This is a genomic window from Enterobacter asburiae (genome assembly GCF_001521715.1).
In the GTDB taxonomy this organism is placed as follows: domain Bacteria; phylum Pseudomonadota; class Gammaproteobacteria; order Enterobacterales; family Enterobacteriaceae; genus Enterobacter; species Enterobacter asburiae.
In genome coordinates this window covers 2,547,390-2,563,853 of the sequence record NZ_CP011863.1, presented here as the reverse complement: position 1 = coordinate 2,563,853, position 16,464 = coordinate 2,547,390, and the positions used below count along the sequence as shown (strand labels likewise).

16 protein-coding genes are annotated in these 16,464 nt (G+C 56.8%); 9 read left to right on the top strand and 7 right to left on the bottom strand.

Annotated elements, in window-relative coordinates:
* Positions 1-66: 66 nt before the first annotated feature.
* From ACJ69_RS12510 to ACJ69_RS12495, 4 genes are all read left to right on the top strand, one after another.
* Positions 67-1,497 (top strand): 6-phospho-beta-glucosidase, encoded by a 1,431-nt coding sequence (locus ACJ69_RS12510; RefSeq protein WP_059347125.1) that lies wholly within the window; start codon positions 67-69, stop codon positions 1,495-1,497.
* Positions 1,498-1,723: 226 nt separating this feature from the next.
* A complete protein-coding gene (gene upp, locus ACJ69_RS12505) occupies positions 1,724-2,350 on the top strand; it encodes a uracil phosphoribosyltransferase (protein WP_023308769.1) in 627 nt (208 codons plus the stop codon).
* An 83-nt stretch (positions 2,351-2,433) separates the two neighbouring features.
* Positions 2,434-3,723, top strand: a complete 1,290-nt coding sequence (gene uraA / locus ACJ69_RS12500; RefSeq protein ID WP_029739962.1) for a uracil permease — start codon at positions 2,434-2,436, stop codon at positions 3,721-3,723.
* Between the two features lie 96 nt (positions 3,724-3,819).
* Positions 3,820-4,521 (top strand): DnaA inactivator Hda, encoded by a 702-nt coding sequence (locus ACJ69_RS12495; protein ID WP_211438414.1) that lies wholly within the window; start codon positions 3,820-3,822, stop codon positions 4,519-4,521.
* 41 nt (positions 4,522-4,562) lie between these two features.
* Here ACJ69_RS12495 and ACJ69_RS12490 read toward each other — a convergent pair whose 3' ends face one another.
* The 3 genes from ACJ69_RS12490 to celB are packed head-to-tail and all read right to left on the bottom strand — an operon-like array spanning position 4,563 to position 8,260.
* Entirely contained in the window at positions 4,563-5,981 is a 1,419-nt protein-coding gene (locus tag ACJ69_RS12490; protein ID WP_054830039.1) for a leucyl aminopeptidase family protein, read from the bottom strand.
* Positions 5,981-6,937: a N(4)-(beta-N-acetylglucosaminyl)-L-asparaginase gene (locus ACJ69_RS12485; protein WP_039263716.1), complete on the bottom strand. Its 957-nt coding sequence runs from the start codon at positions 6,935-6,937 to the stop codon at positions 5,981-5,983. The genes ACJ69_RS12490 and ACJ69_RS12485 overlap by 1 nt, the downstream gene beginning before the upstream one ends.
* A gap of 3 nt (positions 6,938-6,940) precedes the next feature.
* Complete coding sequence (gene celB / locus ACJ69_RS12480; protein WP_059347124.1) at positions 6,941-8,260, bottom strand: PTS cellobiose transporter subunit IIC; 1,320 nt, start codon at positions 8,258-8,260, stop codon at positions 6,941-6,943.
* Between the two features lie 146 nt (positions 8,261-8,406).
* On the opposite strand from celB, the gene ACJ69_RS12475 reads away from it, so the two are divergent.
* Positions 8,407-9,231: a helix-turn-helix domain-containing protein gene (locus tag ACJ69_RS12475; RefSeq protein ID WP_054830038.1), complete on the top strand. Its 825-nt coding sequence runs from the start codon at positions 8,407-8,409 to the stop codon at positions 9,229-9,231.
* Here ACJ69_RS12475 and arsC read toward each other — a convergent pair.
* Together arsC and bepA are read right to left on the bottom strand one after the other, a co-directional pair.
* Positions 9,228-9,584: an arsenate reductase (glutaredoxin) gene (gene arsC, locus ACJ69_RS12470; RefSeq protein WP_029739966.1), complete on the bottom strand. Its 357-nt coding sequence runs from the start codon at positions 9,582-9,584 to the stop codon at positions 9,228-9,230. The two genes, ACJ69_RS12475 and arsC, sit on opposite strands and share 4 nt — an antisense overlap.
* An 18-nt stretch (positions 9,585-9,602) precedes the next feature.
* Positions 9,603-11,066: a beta-barrel assembly-enhancing protease gene (gene bepA / locus ACJ69_RS12465; RefSeq protein WP_029739967.1), complete on the bottom strand. Its 1,464-nt coding sequence runs from the start codon at positions 11,064-11,066 to the stop codon at positions 9,603-9,605.
* Positions 11,067-11,287: 221 nt separating this feature from the next.
* On the opposite strand from bepA, the gene ACJ69_RS12460 reads away from it, so the two are divergent.
* Positions 11,288-12,352 (top strand): AI-2E family transporter, encoded by a 1,065-nt coding sequence (locus tag ACJ69_RS12460; RefSeq protein WP_023308760.1) that lies wholly within the window; start codon positions 11,288-11,290, stop codon positions 12,350-12,352.
* A 95-nt stretch (positions 12,353-12,447) separates the two neighbouring features.
* On the opposite strand, the gene bcp is transcribed toward ACJ69_RS12460, so the two are convergent.
* Positions 12,448-12,918: a thioredoxin-dependent thiol peroxidase gene (gene bcp, locus ACJ69_RS12455; protein ID WP_029739968.1), complete on the bottom strand. Its 471-nt coding sequence runs from the start codon at positions 12,916-12,918 to the stop codon at positions 12,448-12,450.
* Positions 12,918-13,487 (bottom strand): glycine cleavage system transcriptional repressor, encoded by a 570-nt coding sequence (locus tag ACJ69_RS12450; RefSeq protein WP_029739969.1) that lies wholly within the window; start codon positions 13,485-13,487, stop codon positions 12,918-12,920. The genes bcp and ACJ69_RS12450 overlap by 1 nt, the downstream gene beginning before the upstream one ends.
* Positions 13,488-13,632: 145 nt before the next feature.
* Between ACJ69_RS12450 and dapA the strand changes: the two genes are divergently transcribed.
* From dapA to purC, 3 genes are all read left to right on the top strand, one after another.
* On the top strand, positions 13,633-14,511 hold the full coding sequence (dapA, locus tag ACJ69_RS12445; protein WP_023308757.1) for a 4-hydroxy-tetrahydrodipicolinate synthase: 879 nt from the start codon (positions 13,633-13,635) through the stop codon (positions 14,509-14,511).
* 16 nt (positions 14,512-14,527) lie between these two features.
* Entirely contained in the window at positions 14,528-15,562 is a 1,035-nt protein-coding gene (gene bamC, locus ACJ69_RS12440) for an outer membrane protein assembly factor BamC (protein ID WP_059347123.1), read from the top strand.
* Positions 15,563-15,671: 109 nt separating this feature from the next.
* Positions 15,672-16,385, top strand: coding sequence for a phosphoribosylaminoimidazolesuccinocarboxamide synthase (gene purC, locus ACJ69_RS12435; RefSeq protein ID WP_023332985.1), 714 nt, complete (start codon positions 15,672-15,674; stop codon positions 16,383-16,385).
* Positions 16,386-16,464: the final 79 nt, after the last annotated feature.

The following is a 16,464-nucleotide window of genomic DNA, read 5'->3' as shown; positions in this document are numbered from 1 at the left end:
TCATCGAACTGAAACCGGTTTCTGTAATTGTTTTTGCAGAAAATAACGCAGAATGAGGGAAAGCGAATGTCAGGATTTAAAGCAGATTTTCTGTGGGGCGGGGCCGTTGCGGCGCACCAGCTGGAAGGCGGCTGGAAAGAGGGCGGCAAGGGCGTGAGCGTGGCCGATGTGATGACCGCTGGCGCGCACGGCGTGCCGCGTGAAATCACCAACGGCGTGCTGGAGGGGAAAAATTACCCTAACCATGAAGCCATTGATTTCTACCACCGCTATAAAGAAGACATCAAACTCTTTGCCGAGATGGGCTTCAAATGCTTCCGCACCTCTATTGCCTGGACGCGGATCTTCCCGAAAGGCGACGAGCTTGAGCCTAACGAGGCTGGCCTGAAATTCTATGACGATCTGTTCGACGAATGTCTGAAGCACGGCATCGAACCGGTTATCACACTGTCTCACTTCGAAATGCCTTTCCATCTGGTCACGGAATACGGCGGCTGGCGCAACCGTAAGCTGATCGACTTCTTCGTTCGTTTCGCAAAAGTGGTTTTCCAGCGCTACCAGCATAAGGTGAAGTACTGGATGACCTTCAACGAGATCAACAACCAGGCCAACTTCCACGAAGACTTTGCCCCGTTCACCAACTCGGGGCTGAAGTACGCGCCGGGTGAAGACCGCGAGCCGGTGATGTTCCAGGCGGCGCACTATGAGCTGGTGGCCAGCGCCCTGGCGGTGAAGGCGGGGCGGGAGATTAACCCGTCGCTGCAGATCGGCTGCATGATTGCCATGTGTCCTATCTATCCGCTGACCTGCGCGCCGGACGATATGATGATGGCGATGAACGCGATGCACCGCCGCTACTGGTTCACCGACGTGCACGTGCGCGGCAGGTACCCGCAGCATCTGCTCAACTACTTCGAACGTCGCGGCTTCGCGCTGGATATTACCGAAGAAGATAAAGCGGCGCTGGCGCAGGGCTGCGTGGACTACATCGGGTTCAGCTACTATATGTCCTTCGCTACCAAGGCGACGCCGGATAACCCGCAGCTGGATTACGACGAGAGCAAGAGCCTGGTCTCTAACCCGTACGTGCAAAAATCCGACTGGGGCTGGCAGATTGACCCGGTGGGGCTTCGCTACTCCCTCAACTGGTTCTGGGATCACTACCAGCTGCCGCTGTTTATCGTTGAGAACGGCTTTGGCGCGATCGACGTGCAGGAGAGCGACGGCACGGTGAACGACCAGTACCGAATTGACTACCTGGCCGCCCACATTCGCGAGATGAAAAAAGCGGTGGTGGAAGATGGCGTCGACCTGATGGGCTACACCCCGTGGGGCTGTATCGACCTGGTGTCTGCCGGAACGGGCGAAATGAAAAAACGCTACGGCTTTATCTTTGTGGATAAAGACAATGAAGGGAACGGCACGCTGAACCGCAGTAAGAAGAAATCGTTCGGCTGGTATAAGCAGGTGATTGCGAGCAACGGCGATAACCTGTAATTGTCGGGTGGCGCTAACGCTTATCCGACCTACACTACACGTAGGCCCGCCTAAGCGCAGCGCCACCGGGCAGAACCCCGCCCCCAAGCCGGAGTCTCGCTCCGGTTTTTTTGTCTCTAAATCACTTTGCTTGATATACGTCAAGCAACATGGGTATGGCCTAATCCGAAAAAAGCGGTATAATCCCGCGATTTTTTTGCGGACGCCACCTCAGAGGAGAAAGAGAATGAAGATTGTGGAAGTGAAACACCCACTCGTTAAACACAAGTTGGGCCTGATGCGTGAGCATGACATCAGCACGAAGCGTTTTCGCGAACTGGCATCTGAAGTCGGCAGCCTGCTGACCTACGAAGCGACCTCTGATCTGGAAACAGAAAAAGTCACCATCGAAGGCTGGAACGGCCCGGTGCAGGTGGAGCAGATCAAAGGTAAGAAAATTACCGTGGTGCCAATTCTGCGTGCTGGTCTCGGCATGATGGAAGGCGTGCTGGAGCACGTGCCAAGCGCGCGTATCAGCGTGGTGGGTATCTACCGTAACGAAGAAACCCTTGAGCCGGTTCCTTATTTCCAGAAGCTGGTGTCTAACATCGACGAGCGCATGGCGCTGGTGGTTGACCCAATGCTCGCGACCGGTGGCTCTATGATCGCTACCATCGACCTGCTGAAAAACGCGGGCTGTAACAGCATTAAGGTGCTGGTACTGGTTGCCGCTCCGGAAGGGATCGCGGCGCTGGAAAAAGCGCACCCGGACGTTGAGCTGTATACCGCCTCTATCGACCAGGGCCTGAACGAGCACGGGTACATCATCCCGGGGCTCGGCGATGCCGGCGATAAGATCTTTGGTACGAAATAATCGAATAACGATAAATAAGCCGACTTTGATAGTCGGCTTTTTTTTGAATAAAACACCAACAATACTACACAGAGGAAAACACTATGACGCGCCGTGCTATCGGGGTGAGTGAAAGACCGCCGCTTTTACAGACTATCCCGCTTAGTTTGCAGCACCTGTTCGCCATGTTTGGCGCAACCGTGCTGGTGCCAATCCTGTTCCACATTAACCCGGCCACCGTGCTGCTGTTCAACGGCATCGGTACGCTGCTGTACCTCTTTATCTGTAAAGGCAAAATCCCGGCGTATCTCGGTTCGAGCTTCGCCTTTATTTCGCCGGTGTTACTGCTGCTGCCGCTGGGTTATGAAGTCGCGCTGGGCGGCTTTATCATGTGTGGCGTCCTGTTCTGCGTGGTGTCCTTCATTGTGAAAAAAGCCGGTACCGGCTGGCTGGACGTGATGTTCCCGCCTGCGGCGATGGGGGCAATCGTTGCGGTCATCGGTCTGGAGCTGGCGGGCGTCGCGGCGAATATGGCCGGTCTGCTGCCTGCTGACGGCCAGTCACCGGATTCCAAAACCATTATCATCTCGCTGGTAACGCTGGGCGTAACGGTGTTTGGCTCCGTGCTGTTCCGCGGCTTCATGGCGATTATCCCGATCCTGATCGGCGTGCTGGCGGGCTATGCGCTCTCCTTCGCGATGGGCGTGGTGGACACCACCCCGATTGCTCAGGCGCACTGGTTCGCCCTGCCGACCTTCTATACGCCACGCTTTGAATGGTTTGCTATTTTCACCATTCTGCCTGCGGCGCTGGTGGTGATTGCGGAGCACGTCGGCCACCTGGTGGTGACGGCGAACATCGTTAAGCGCGATTTAATCCGCGACCCGGGCCTGCACCGCTCCATGTTTGCGAACGGTTTCTCCACCATCATCTCCGGTTTCTTTGGCTCCACGCCAAACACCACCTACGGCGAGAACATCGGCGTGATGGCGATTACCCGCGTCTACAGTACCTGGGTTATCGGCGGCGCGGCGATCATCGCCATTCTGCTCTCCTGCGTCGGCAAGCTGGCGGCAGCGATTCAGATCATTCCGGTGCCGGTAATGGGCGGCGTTTCTCTGCTGCTGTACGGCGTGATCGGCGCTTCCGGTATTCGCGTGCTGATTGAATCCAAAGTGGATTACAGCAAGGCGCAGAACCTGATCCTGACCTCGGTGATCCTGATTATCGGCGTGAGCGGCGCGAAGGTGCACATTGGTGCGGCCGAGCTGAAGGGCATGGCGCTGGCGACCATCGTCGGCGTGGGCCTGAGCCTGATTTTCAAACTGATCTCAGTCATCCGCCCGGAAGAAGAAATTCTCGACGCGGACGACAGCGAAAAAGCGCCACATTGATCGAAAAGTCGGGCGAGGGATCGCCCGGTTCTCTCCTTGCAGGTTCCGTGTTAAACTCCATTCCGATTTTACGTAGGATCTCTGGTTGAGGTATTTCTGAACGGACCGGCACAGCTTTCTCTGCCACTCTATCTCCCTGACGACGAAACTTTCGCGAGTTTCTGGCCGGGTGATAACCCCTCTTTACTGGCTGCACTGCAAAACGTGCTGCGCCAGGATCACAGCGGATACATCTATATCTGGTCACGCGAAGGCGCGGGGCGCAGCCACCTGCTGCATGCCGCCTGTGCGGAGCTTTCGGCGCGCGGTGATGCGGTAGGCTACGTGCCGCTGGATAAACGCACCTGGTTCGTGCCTGAGGTGCTGGAGGGAATGGAACATCTCTCGCTGGTCTGCATCGATAATATCGAATGCGTGGCGGGTGATGAGCCGTGGGAAATGGCGATCTTTAACCTCTACAATCGCATTCTGGAATCGGGTAAAACCCGGCTGCTGATCACCGGCGATCGTCCGCCTCGCCAGCTCAATCTGGGGCTGCCGGACCTGGCGTCTCGTCTGGACTGGGGACAAATCTATAAGCTCCAGCCGCTGTCGGATGAAGATAAGCTTCAGGCGTTACAGCTGCGCGCAAAGCAGCGTGGGTTTGAGCTGCCGGAGGACGTGGGGCGCTTCCTGCTCAAGCGCCTGGACAGGGAAATGCGCACGCTGTTTGACACGCTCGATCAGCTCGATCGCGCCTCCATTACCGCCCAGCGCAAGCTGACCATTCCGTTTGTGAAAGATATTCTCAAGCTGTAGTTGTGCCGGGTGGCGGCTGCGCCTTACCCGGCCTACGAAAACTAGACATCCCCCAGCAAGTGCTCAACCAAAAGTGGAATCGGTCTTCCCGACGCCACGCTCCGTCCGTTTTCTCGCCACAGCGCCGTACCGCTAATGTCCAGATGGGCCCACGGAATGGTCGGCGGGCAGAAGTGATGCAGCAGCCACGCCGCCGAGGCGCTGATCGCCGCATTGTTGGTCGGCGTATTGCACAGATCGGCAATCGCGCTGTCGGTCTGCTTTTTCAGCCGAGCGTCCAGCGGCAGGGACCACACTTCATCGCCGCTCTGCTTACCCGCTATCGTTAGCGCCGCGCGCAGCGGTTCATCCTGCGTCATCAGCCCGCTCAGCTCATACCCCAGCGCCTTCACGACCGCGCCGGTTAAGGTCGCCATATCAATAATATAGCGCGCCTGCGGATGGCGCTGGCTGGCCCAGGCGATGGCGTCCGCCAGCACCAGTCGGCCTTCGGCATCGGTGTTGTTGATTTCAACGGTGGTCCCGTTGCAGGCCGTTGCTACCGTGCCGGGCTGCATGGCGTCCGGACCGATGGCATTTTCCGCCAGCGCCAGCACGCCCATGATGCGAACGGGAAGCCCCAGCTCTGCGACGGTCAGCATCAGGCCCAGCACGTTAGCCGCGCCGCACATGTCGTACTTCATGGTGTACATGCCCGCGCCTTCCTTCAGCCACAGGCCGCCGGTATCAAAGGTAATGCCTTTACCCACATAGCAGCGCACCGGGCCGTCGTTGACGCCGTCATAATGGATCGCCAGCAGGCGCGGCGGACAGGTCGCCCCTTTGCCGACGGCGTGCAGCAGCCCCAGACCGTGCTCAACGATCTGCTTTTCATCCAGTGCTTCACACCGCAGGGCAGGAAAGGCGGCACAGAGCCTTTGCGCCTCTTCCACCACAAACTGCGGCGTGCAGCGGTCGGACGGGATATCCGCCAGACGTCGCGCAGCGACCATGCCTTGGGCGATGGCCTGCTGCTGGCGGAAAATAGCCGCTAGTCGGTCCTGCTGTTCGGGTAAACAGAGCGCGGTGATGCGTTCAAGACGGACGCTGTCACAGGTTTTCTTCAACTGCAAATCGCTCAGCCTGTGCGCCTGATTAAAGAGAAAACGCAGCACCTGCGCCAGGACCACATCGTCGATATCAGTCACGTCCAGTATCAGCTCGGGGCTGACGGGCGAGGCCAGCAGCGGACGCAGCGCCGCCAGTAATCCTTCGGTCAGGCTATCCTGCCAGAGCGCATCGGGCAGCAGGGTGATCCGGGCAAACGGGGCGCAGCCAAAGCGGGTGTCAGCGATGCTGGCAGACTCGCGCATTTCCGCGACAAGCGCCGTTTCGGGCAAATGCGTACAGGTGGCGGACGCAATCAAATGGCTTTGCGGAGCCGCGTCAGAAAGCGCGTTGATAAACTGATACGTAATCATCATGACTCCTCAATCGGCGCGCGGATCCGCGCGGCATAGGCCTGCATCCACTCATCGTCTACGGCGTAATAATGCGTTTTCTCCCGCAGGCGTTCGGTACGAAAAACGGTGAGGGGCTGGCGAGCCGTCGCCACCACGAACGAGAAGGTTTTTATGTTGGTGGCGGCCCCGAATTCGCCCCTGTTGTTCATGCACACCACGGAGAGATCGCCCGCGCGGCCAAAGCGCGACATCAGCTTGTCCTCCAGTTCGAACACCACGGAATCTGCCGCCTGCTGCGGCGTCATACCCTGCGCCATGCGGCGGACGATTTCGTAGCTGGTGCAGCCTTTCATCAGATCTTCACCGACGCCCGTGGCGGTGGCGGCGCCGGTTTCGCTGTCGCAGTAAAAGCCGGAGCCGATAATGGGCGAATCGCCGAGTCGACCGCGTTTTTTCATGAACAGGCCGCTGGTGGAGGTGGCGACGCTCATCGAGCCCTGCTTATCGAGGCCGATAATGCCGACGGTGTCATGCCCGTCGTAAGGGCTTAAGCCCTTATCCAGCGTTTCGCGGCAGCGTTTGCGGTAGTGCTGCATGGCGCGGTCAGTGAGCATGGTTTTGTCGGCAAAGCCCTGGCTCAGCGCCCATTCCCGCGCGCCCTGGCCGACCAGCAGGCTGTTGTAGCGCTGGCGGCTTAACGCATGCGCCACGCGCACCGGGTTGGCGATATCCACCAGGTTGCCCACGGCACCAAACGCTAGCGTATCGCCGTCCATGTAGGCGGCGTCCAGCTCCACCTCGCCATTTTCGGTGGGCAGCCCGCCGTAGCCGACGGATTTATAAAACGGAAAGTCTTCGACGGCGGCGACGGCATCAACTACTGCCGCGGAGACCGGTTTACCCGCAGCCAGCGCAGACGCAGACTCCGTAACGCCTTCAAGCGCCATTCTCCAGGTCGCGATAATTCCCCACATGCTTTACTCCTGTTTTGCAAGGGTGGTGTCGGTTCGCGTAACGGTGGCCATTTCCGCCGCGCGGTACTGTTTGTCCACGATACGCATGAAAGGCAGATACAGCATGGCGCCAATCAGCAGGTTGATAAGCTGCATCACGCTGCCGCTCAGGTGTCCGGTAACGATAAAGCCGCTGATAACCGGCGGCAGCGTCCAGGGAATAAACACCCCGGTGGTGACGGCAACCGCGCCAATCTTCATCGCCGCATACTGCACGGTGACCAGCACCAGCGGCACCAGGTTGAACGGGATAAGGATGATCGGGTTCATGATCACCGGCAGGCCAAACAGGATCGGTTCGTTGATGTTAAACACCGACGCCCCGGCGCCGAGGCGCGCCACTTCACGCATGTTTTTGCTGCGGGCGAAAATCAGCATCGCAATCACCAGCGACAGCGTGGCCCCCGCGCCGCCCATCCAGATCATGTCAAAAAACTGTTCAGTAATAATGTGCGGCGGCGTCGTGCCTGACTGAATCGCGGCGATGTTGTCGGTCTGGTTCTCCATCCACAGCGGGCGAATGATGCCGTTGATCATCGAGCCGGAGTTAATGCCCACTGACCACAGAATGGTGATGCTGAACACCGTCATCAGCGCGCCAAAGTAAGAGGTGCCGTAGTGGCGCACCGGCGTGGCAACCACTTCGTAAATAAACTGGTGGATGGTGTTGTAGTGGGTGTTTTCAAAAACGATGCGGATACCCAGCACCAGAATCATCACCAGCAGGGCCGGGATCAGCGCGGCGAACGACTCCTGCACCGCCGGAGGCACGCCGTCCGGCATTTTGATCACCAGTTTTTTGCGCTTGAGCCAGCAGAACAGCTCCGTCCACAGCAGGGAACCAATCATCGCCACGAACAGCCCTTTGCTGCCAATCCACTCCACCGGAATGACGGTGATACCGCCGTTTTCCGCCACTTTGATAAAGGGCGTCAGGATGAGAAAGGCAACCAGCGCCAGGATGCCGCAGGAGATGCGGTCTTCACCGTAGTGTTCCGCCAGGCGGAAGGCGACCAGGAAGCTGATGAACAGCGACATGGTGGAGAACACCGCGTTGAACGGGATTTCGATAATGGCGCTCCAGCTCTCGCCAAAGGCCTGAGACATAAACTGCTGATAGGCTTGATTTGGGAACGACGAGATCACCAGCAGAATAGAGCCGACGATGATAAACGGCATGAATGACACGTAGGCGCCGCGAATGGCCCCAAGATGACGCTGCTGGGCCGTTTTGGCCGCCAGCGGCATCAGTTTTGCTTCGAGAAATCCCAGAACATTGTTCATTGTGAACTCCGTACAAGATTGAGGGGTGTTGTTTGTGTTATGTCTGGGGATTATCAGTGAAGCGCGGCGAGCGAAAGGTGAAATCGGTCACAAAGCAATCGCTGTTGTAATATAAATCTCATAAGATTGGTTCTAAGGATCCTGCGATGGAAATTAAACTGCATGCTAATGCCACCACGACGCCGCGCATCCGTCGCTATCTCCAGCAGTCAGACAAAAGCGATAGGGAGCTGGCCGCTGAGCTGGGCATTTCGGTCACTACCGTCAGGCGCTGGCGCAACCGCGAGCAGGTTTCGGATAACTACACGACGCCAAAAGTGATATACAAAGCATTGAGACAGGAGCAGGTTGCGCTGGTCAATGCCCTGCGGGATATCACGGGTGCCCCGCTGGACGAACTGCTGCAGATGGTCAATAGCGGACTCGGGATCGCCGTCTCCCGCGCGACCCTGAACCGCTACCTCAAACCGGCTTCGGCTAAGCAGAAGGGCGCGACGTTGCAGGGGAAAAAGGCGCTGAAGGCAGGCATCGTGCCGCAAAAACTCCTGTTACATCATCAGCCTTTGTCGCTGCATATGGACGATGGCGGGGAACAGCATCTGCTCTGGGCGCGTGAACCCGTGAGCGGCTGGTGCTACGCCCGGCTGTACGCGGGCATTTCTCCGCAGCTGCTGGCCCACTGGGCGAACGACGCGCTGGAAGCCTGTCCGGCTGATATTCAATCTGTTGAGACTTTTGGTTTCGAGGTGAAGCTAAAGGAGCGCAATGCCACCGTAACGGTGCATCCACGGCAATACCGCGCCGTTCAGGTTGCTCTGCCGCTATGTGAAATCATCCCACGTCTGAACAGTGAACCGGCAGGCGAGCTGTTGATCCAGCTGTGCGAATTTTACAACCGGGGAAAAGCGCAGAAAAAGCTGGGAGAGAGTACGCCGCAGGCCTTTCTGGAAGCGCTGCGGCATAAGGACTAGAGGATCTCGAGCACGTCTTCCGGCGGGCGACCAATGCGCGCCTGGCCGTTCGCCACCACAATCGGGCGCTCAATCAGCTTTGGATTTTCAACCATCGCCTGGATCAGCTCAGCCTCGGTGAGGCGGCTGTCACCCAGGTTAAGCGACTTATACAGATCTTCTTTCTGGCGCATCAGCTCTCTTGCACTGCCCATTCCCAGCATGTGCAGCAGCTGGCGGAGGGTTTGCGCGTCAGGTGGGGTGTCGAGGTACAGCACCACTTCCGGCTCCACGCCGTTAGACTTCAGCAGGCTCAGGGTATCGCGGCTCTTGGAGCAGCGAGGGTTGTGATAAATTTTTACAGCGTCTGTCATGACGTGAATTCTCCTTTATTACATCTTCTCGTACGGCTTAAAGCGCTGCTGCAGGGCGCGCAGCTGATCGATACGCGCGTCGTAACGGGCCTGCTGGAGGCTGCCGAGCTTGACCTGCGAGCTGGCGCTGCTGAGCGTGGAAATCGCCTGATCGAGGCGGCCCACCAGGGCAAAACCTTCGGCACGCGCCGCCAGCTCCTGATCGCGGTTGCCGAGCTGGGCTTCCGCCTGAGCAAGCAGATCCCAGCCGTTTTGATCGTCTTTATTGTTGAAGGTGTAGCGGTTCAGAATGGTTGCCGCTTCGCCAGGCTGACCGCCCTGTAAGTAAGCGTTCGCCAGGTTAAGCTGCAGCACCGGGTTGGTGCGGACGTCTTTCGCCCCTTTCAGACGGTTAATCGCATCGGCCGTTTTCTTCTGCCCCAGATCGATATCCGTCGACAGATCGAGGTACCACGGGTTGTTCGGGTCGGCTGCCAGAAGCGGCTGCAGCGCTTTACGCGCCTCGTCGTATTTGCTGGCTTCCATCGCCTGGAGCGCCTGACCATACTGCGCGGCGTTTTTCTCACGCACGTTGCCTTTCGCCAGGGAATCCAGCAGGTCGCTGGTGAGCTGGTTACGCCCGGAATTGTACATCCCAAGCGTTCTCACTTTCGCCATGTAGAAATCCTGTGATGACTGGACCACGACCGGACGCATCTGGTTGGCGCGGTTACGCGCGTCCGACAGTCGGCTTTCAGGTAACGGGTGGGTCAGCAGAATTTCCGGCGGACGGGAAGAGTAACGCGCCTGATCGAGCAGTTTTTCCAGGAAGCTAGGCATGGCCTGCGGGTCAAAGCCCGAACGCTGCAGCACCTGAATCCCGATGCGGTCCGCTTCCTGTTCATTTTGCTGGGTAAAGCTGATCATACCCTGACGCGTTCCCGCCAGCGTACCGGTCAGGGCCGCCATCCCGGCCTGCGGGCTGGCCATCGCCAGCAGAATAGAGCCCAGCGCGCCCACCCAGGTGAGGGGGGCGTTACGTTTCTGGTCTTCCATGGCGCGCGCCAGGTGGCGCTGGGTGACGTGCGAAATTTCGTGCGCCATTACCGAGGCCAGCTGGCTTTCGTTGTCAGAGTAACGGAATAACGCCGAATGCAGCACCACGTTACCGCCAAAGAAGGCGAAGGCGTTGATTTCGTCGTTATTAATTAAATAGAAGTGGAAGGGCGTTTTTACCGAGTCGGCGTGCGAAACCAGGCGCATCCCCAGCCCGTTAATGTACTGTACCAGCAAAGGGTCGTTGATCAGCGGGGCGCTGCCGCGCAGCTGGCGAACATAGTAATCCCCCATTTGCATCTCTTGCCCAATAGAGAGCGTGCTTCCTGCTGTGGTGCCCATGTCCGGCAATGAATCGGACGAGTCAGCAAAAGCGGGCAACACCTGACCGACCGTCACCGCGGCAATCAGTGTTGCAACCAGTGTTTTTCTCAACTGCCTGAACATAACCACTGTCCTGTATGTTGGATGTGCTAATTTGACCGATGAACCGGCATAACGTTCATCTCTGCTGCTCTGCGAGTGTAGCCGTGTTACAGCATGAAGAAAATCCCATTCATCAGGCTTTTGCGGATTGCGATCGGGATACAAAAAGCGAAAGTCTTTTTTGTGACAGTTAGATACAATTCACCGTCTCACTCCCGCCATTCGATTCAGGGAAGGGTTGTATGCTCGAAATGTTAATGCAGTGGTACCGGCGTCGGTTCAGCGACCCGGAAGCCATTGCTTTGTTGGTTATTCTGGTTGCCGGGTTCGGCATTCTGTTCTTCTTCAGCGGTCTGCTCGCTCCCCTGCTGGTGGCGATTGTGCTGGCGTACCTGCTGGAGTGGCCAACGGTTCGCCTGGAACACATCGGCTGTTCCCGTCGCTGGGCGACCAGCATCGTACTGGTGCTGTTTGTCGGCATCCTGCTGTTGATGGCTTTTGTGGTGATGCCGGTCGCCTGGCAGCAGGGAATTAACCTGATCCGCGACATGCCCGGTATGCTGAACAAGCTGTCTGATTTCGCCGCCACGCTGCCGCGCCGTTACCCGGCCCTGATGGATGCCGGGATTATCGACGCGATGGCCGAAAATATGCGCGCCCGCATCATGACGATGGGCGATTCGGTGGTGAAGTACTCTCTGGCCTCGCTGGTCGGACTGCTGACGCTGGCGGTTTACCTTGTGCTCGTGCCGCTGATGGTCTTCTTCCTGGTGAAAGATAAAGATCAGATGCTCAACGCCGTGCGCCGTATTCTGCCGCGCAACCGCGGGCTGGCAGGCCAGGTCTGGGAAGAGATGAACCAGCAGATCACCAACTACATTCGCGGCAAGGTGCTGGAGATGATTGTCGTGGGGGTAGCCACCTGGATTGGCTTCCTGATTTTCGGCCTGAACTATTCGCTGCTGCTGGCGGTGCTGGTGGGGCTGTCGGTCCTGATTCCGTACATCGGCGCGTTTGTGGTGACCATTCCGGTTGTTGGGGTCGCGCTGTTCCAGTTTGGGTTGGGGACAGAGTTCTGGAGTTGCTTTGCGGTGTACCTGATTATTCAGGGCCTGGACGGTAACCTGCTGGTGCCGGTGCTGTTCTCCGAAGCGGTGAACCTGCATCCACTGGTGATTATCTTATCCGTGGTGATTTTCGGCGGGCTGTGGGGATTCTGGGGCGTGTTCTTTGCTATTCCGCTGGCTACGCTGATTAAAGCCGTGGTCCACGCGTGGCCGGATGTGCCGGCGGTGGAAGAGAAGTAGTTTTTGTGCGGCCTGATGCCCTCACTCCGACCCTCTCCTGCGGGAGAGGGGGAAAACATTAAAAACGGCAACCCAGGTTGCCGTTTTGCTGTTTATCAGGCGCTTGCTTTCAGCCAGTTCAACACCACGTCGTGGTGGTTGCTGGTTTTGAAGTCGTCAAACACATGTTCAACTTTACCGTCAGCGTCAATCAGGAAGCTGATGCGGTGAATACCGTCGTAGGTTTTACCCATAAACGTCTTCTCGCCCCAGACGCCGAACTGCTCGCATACCTGATGATCTTCATCAGAAAGCAGCGTGAAGTTCAGCAGCTCTTTTTCAGCAAATCGTGACAGCTTTTCTGGTTTATCCGTGCTGATACCCAGCACTTCCACGCCGACTTTTTTCAAGTCGTCCATGTTGTCGCGTAAGCCGCAGGCCTGTACGGTGCAGCCGGGGGTCATGGCTTTCGGGTAGAAATAGACCAGAACACGCTGTCCCTGGAAGTCGGTCAAATTTACTTGCTCGCCGTCTTGATCCGGTAAGCTAAATTTCGGTGCGATGTCACCGGCTTTCAGTGGGTTCATTACTCAACTCCATCCTGTTCGTGCTGCGAATAATTGACGACGCTTATACTGCCCTGCGCGTTTAATTCTGTACAGAGGGCTTTGAACGCTTGCTCGATATTTGACGCATCCTGTGAGGCAGGGCTGTGCGCGGTAATTTGAATAAACAGCACCGGAAGACCCTGGTCATCGCTTGTCTGCGTACGGGAAACCAGTTCGGCAATATTCATCTGGTGACTGTCAAAAAGCGCCGTGAAACGCTCAATCAGATGCGGAGAATCAGGCACTTCAACCTGTACCCAGACGGTAGAAGGCAGTGCCGGACGCGGACGCGCGGTGGTGCGCTTCATGACAATCAGCAAATCCAGTTCGGCCCCTTTCAGCGGCAGGGTCGATTCAATCAACGTAATGGCGTTCCATGTCCCGGAAAGCAACATAATAAATGTGAACTCTTCGCCAAGCATGGCCAGACGGCTGTCTTCGATATTACAGCCGCAGCTGCTTACGTGGCGGGTGATGGTGTTCACGATACCCGGCCTGTCGGCACCCAGCGCAGTGATAACCAGGTAATGTTGTGATGAGGTTGTCAAACCTGTTCTTCCTTTGCATGGTTAAGTCTTCCTAAGGAAAGCATAAAAAAAACATGCATACAACCGCCTGAGAGCCTCAGGTCGCTTGCTTTTATTACAGTTCCAAACGTAACATTGAGGCTCTTGTTCGCACAGAGGATGGCTCATGTTCACGGGAAGTATTGTCGCGCTTGTTACACCGATGGATGAAAAAGGTAATGTCTGCCGGTCAAGCATGAAGAAGCTCATTGATTACCATGTCGCCAACGGAACCTCGGCGATCGTTTCGGTAGGGACTACCGGTGAATCCGCAACGCTGAGCCACGACGAGCACGGCGATGTGGTAATGCTGACCCTGGAACTGGCTGACGGACGTATTCCGGTCATCGCGGGGACAGGGGCTAATGCAACCGCAGAAGCTATCAGCCTGACCAAGCGTTTTAACGACAGCGGCATCGTTGGCTGTCTGACGGTGACCCCTTATTACAACCGTCCTACTCAGGAAGGTTTGTTCCAGCACTTCAAAGCCATCGCTGAACATACTGACTTGCCACAAATTCTGTATAATGTGCCGTCCCGTACCGGTTGCGATATGCTGCCGGAAACCGTTGGTCGTCTCTCGGAAGTAAAAAATATTATCGGTATTAAAGAGGCGACAGGGAACTTAAGCCGCGTTCATCAGATCAAAGAGCTGGTTTCAGACGACTTTATCCTGTTGAGTGGTGATGATGCGACCGCGCTGGACTTTATGCAGCTCGGTGGTCATGGCGTGATCTCCGTAACGGCAAACGTTGCGGCGCGCGATATGGCAGAAATGTGCAAACTGGCCGCAGCCGGTCACTTTGATGAAGCGCGTGTCATTAATCAGCGTCTGATGCCGCTGCACAATAAATTATTTGTCGAACCCAATCCGATCCCAGTGAAATGGGCATGTAAGGAGTTGGGACTTGTAGCATCCGACACGCTGCGTCTGCCAATGACACCGATTACCGACCACGGTCGTGACATCGTCAGGGCGGCGCTGAAGCATGCCGGTTTGCTGTAGAGTTTAGGGAGATTTGATGGCTTATTCAGTACAGAAGTCGCGCCTGGCGAAGGTTGCGAGTGTTTCGCTTGTTATGCTGCTCGCTGCCTGTAGTTCAGATTCGCGCTACAAGCGCCAGGTGAGCGGTGATGAATCCTATCTGGATGCGACCCCGCTTGCTGAACTTCACGCACCGGCTGGCATGATCCTGCCGATTCAGAACGGCGATTATAATATTCCCGTGACCAACGGCAGCGGCCTGGTCGGTAAAGCGCTTGATATTCGTCCGCCAGCACAGCCTCTGGCGCTGGTCAGCGGGGCGCGTACCCAGTTCACCGGTGATACGGCGTCTCTGATGGTTGAGAGCGCGCGCGGTAGCACGCTGTGGCCGCAGGTTGTCAGCGTCATTCAGTTGAAGAACTACACCATCGATAAACGCGATGACGCCAGCCAGACGTTAACCACCGACTGGGTCGAATGGAACCGTCTGGATGAAGACCAGCAGTACCGCGGTCGCTATCAAGTCTCCGTAAAACCACAGGGTTATCAGCAGGCGGTTAACGTTAAGCTGTTGAACCTGGAGCAGGCGGGTAAACCGGTTGCGGATGCCGCGTCCCTGCAGCGTTACAGCACCGAAATGCTGAACGTGATTGCCGCGGGTCTGGATAAGACCGCTACCGATGCTGCCAACGCCGCGCAGAGCCGCAACGGCGCGACCTTCGATGTACAAAGCGGTGCGGATGATACCGGCCTGCCAATGCTGGTGGTGCGTGCACCGTTTAACCAGACCTGGCAGCGTCTGCCAGCGACGCTGGAAAAAGTGGGCATGAAAGTGACCGACAGCACGCGTTCGACCGGCAGCATGACGGCAACGTATAAGCCGCTCTCCGACAGCGCATGGCAGGAACTGGGAGCGAAAGATCCTCAGCTTGCCTCCGGTGACTACAAGATTCAGGTAGGCGACCTTGATAACCGCAGCAGTCTGCAGTTTATCGATCCTAAAGGTCACACGCTGACCCAGTCGCAGAACGATGCGCTGGTCGCTGTCTTCCAGGCAGCATTCAGCAAATAAATACGAGGGCTGGTGAATCCAGCCCTTTTTATTTTAGTGCTACGCAAACGTGTGCGTGGCATAATATCCCCAGTTTTGAACACAAATCATCACACCAGGAGTAATGAAGATGCAGAAGCAAGCTGAGTTGTATCGTGGCAAAGCGAAGACCGTATACAGCACGGAAAACCCGGATCTGTTGGTGCTCGAGTTCCGCAATGATACGTCAGCAGGGGATGGCGCACGCATTGAGCAGTTCGATCGTAAAGGCATGGTGAACAACAAGTTCAACCACTTCATTATGACCAAACTGGCCGAAGCGGGTATCCCGACCCAGATGGAAGCGTTGCTGTCCGATACGGAATGTCTGGTGAAAAAACTGGATATGGTTCCGGTTGAGTGCGTTATTCGTAACCGTGCGGCGGGCTCCCTGGTGAAGCGTCTCGGCATTGAAGAAGGTATCGAACTGAATCCACCGCTGTTCGACCTGTTCCTGAAAAACGATGCCATGCACGATCCGATGGTCAACGAATCCTACTGCGAAACCTTCGGCTGGGTGAGCAAAGAGAACCTGGCGCGTATGCAGGAGCTGACCTATAAAGCCAACGACGTGCTGAAAAAGCTGTTTGATGACGCGGGCCTGATCCTCGTAGATTTCAAGCTGGAGTTTGGTCTGTTCAAAGGTGAAGTGGTGCTGGGCGATGAGTTCTCACCAGACGGTAGCCGCCTGTGGGATAAAGAAACCCTGGATAAAATGGACAAAGACCGTTTCCGTCAGAGCCTGGGTGGCCTGATTGAAGCGTACGAAGCGGTTGCTCACCGTTTAGGCGTTAAGCTCGACTAACTCCCTCACTTGCCAAAGGATGTTCCCATCCTTTGGCGTCTTACCTTTGTTTCCTATGGTAATCTTGCCGTTAACCGCC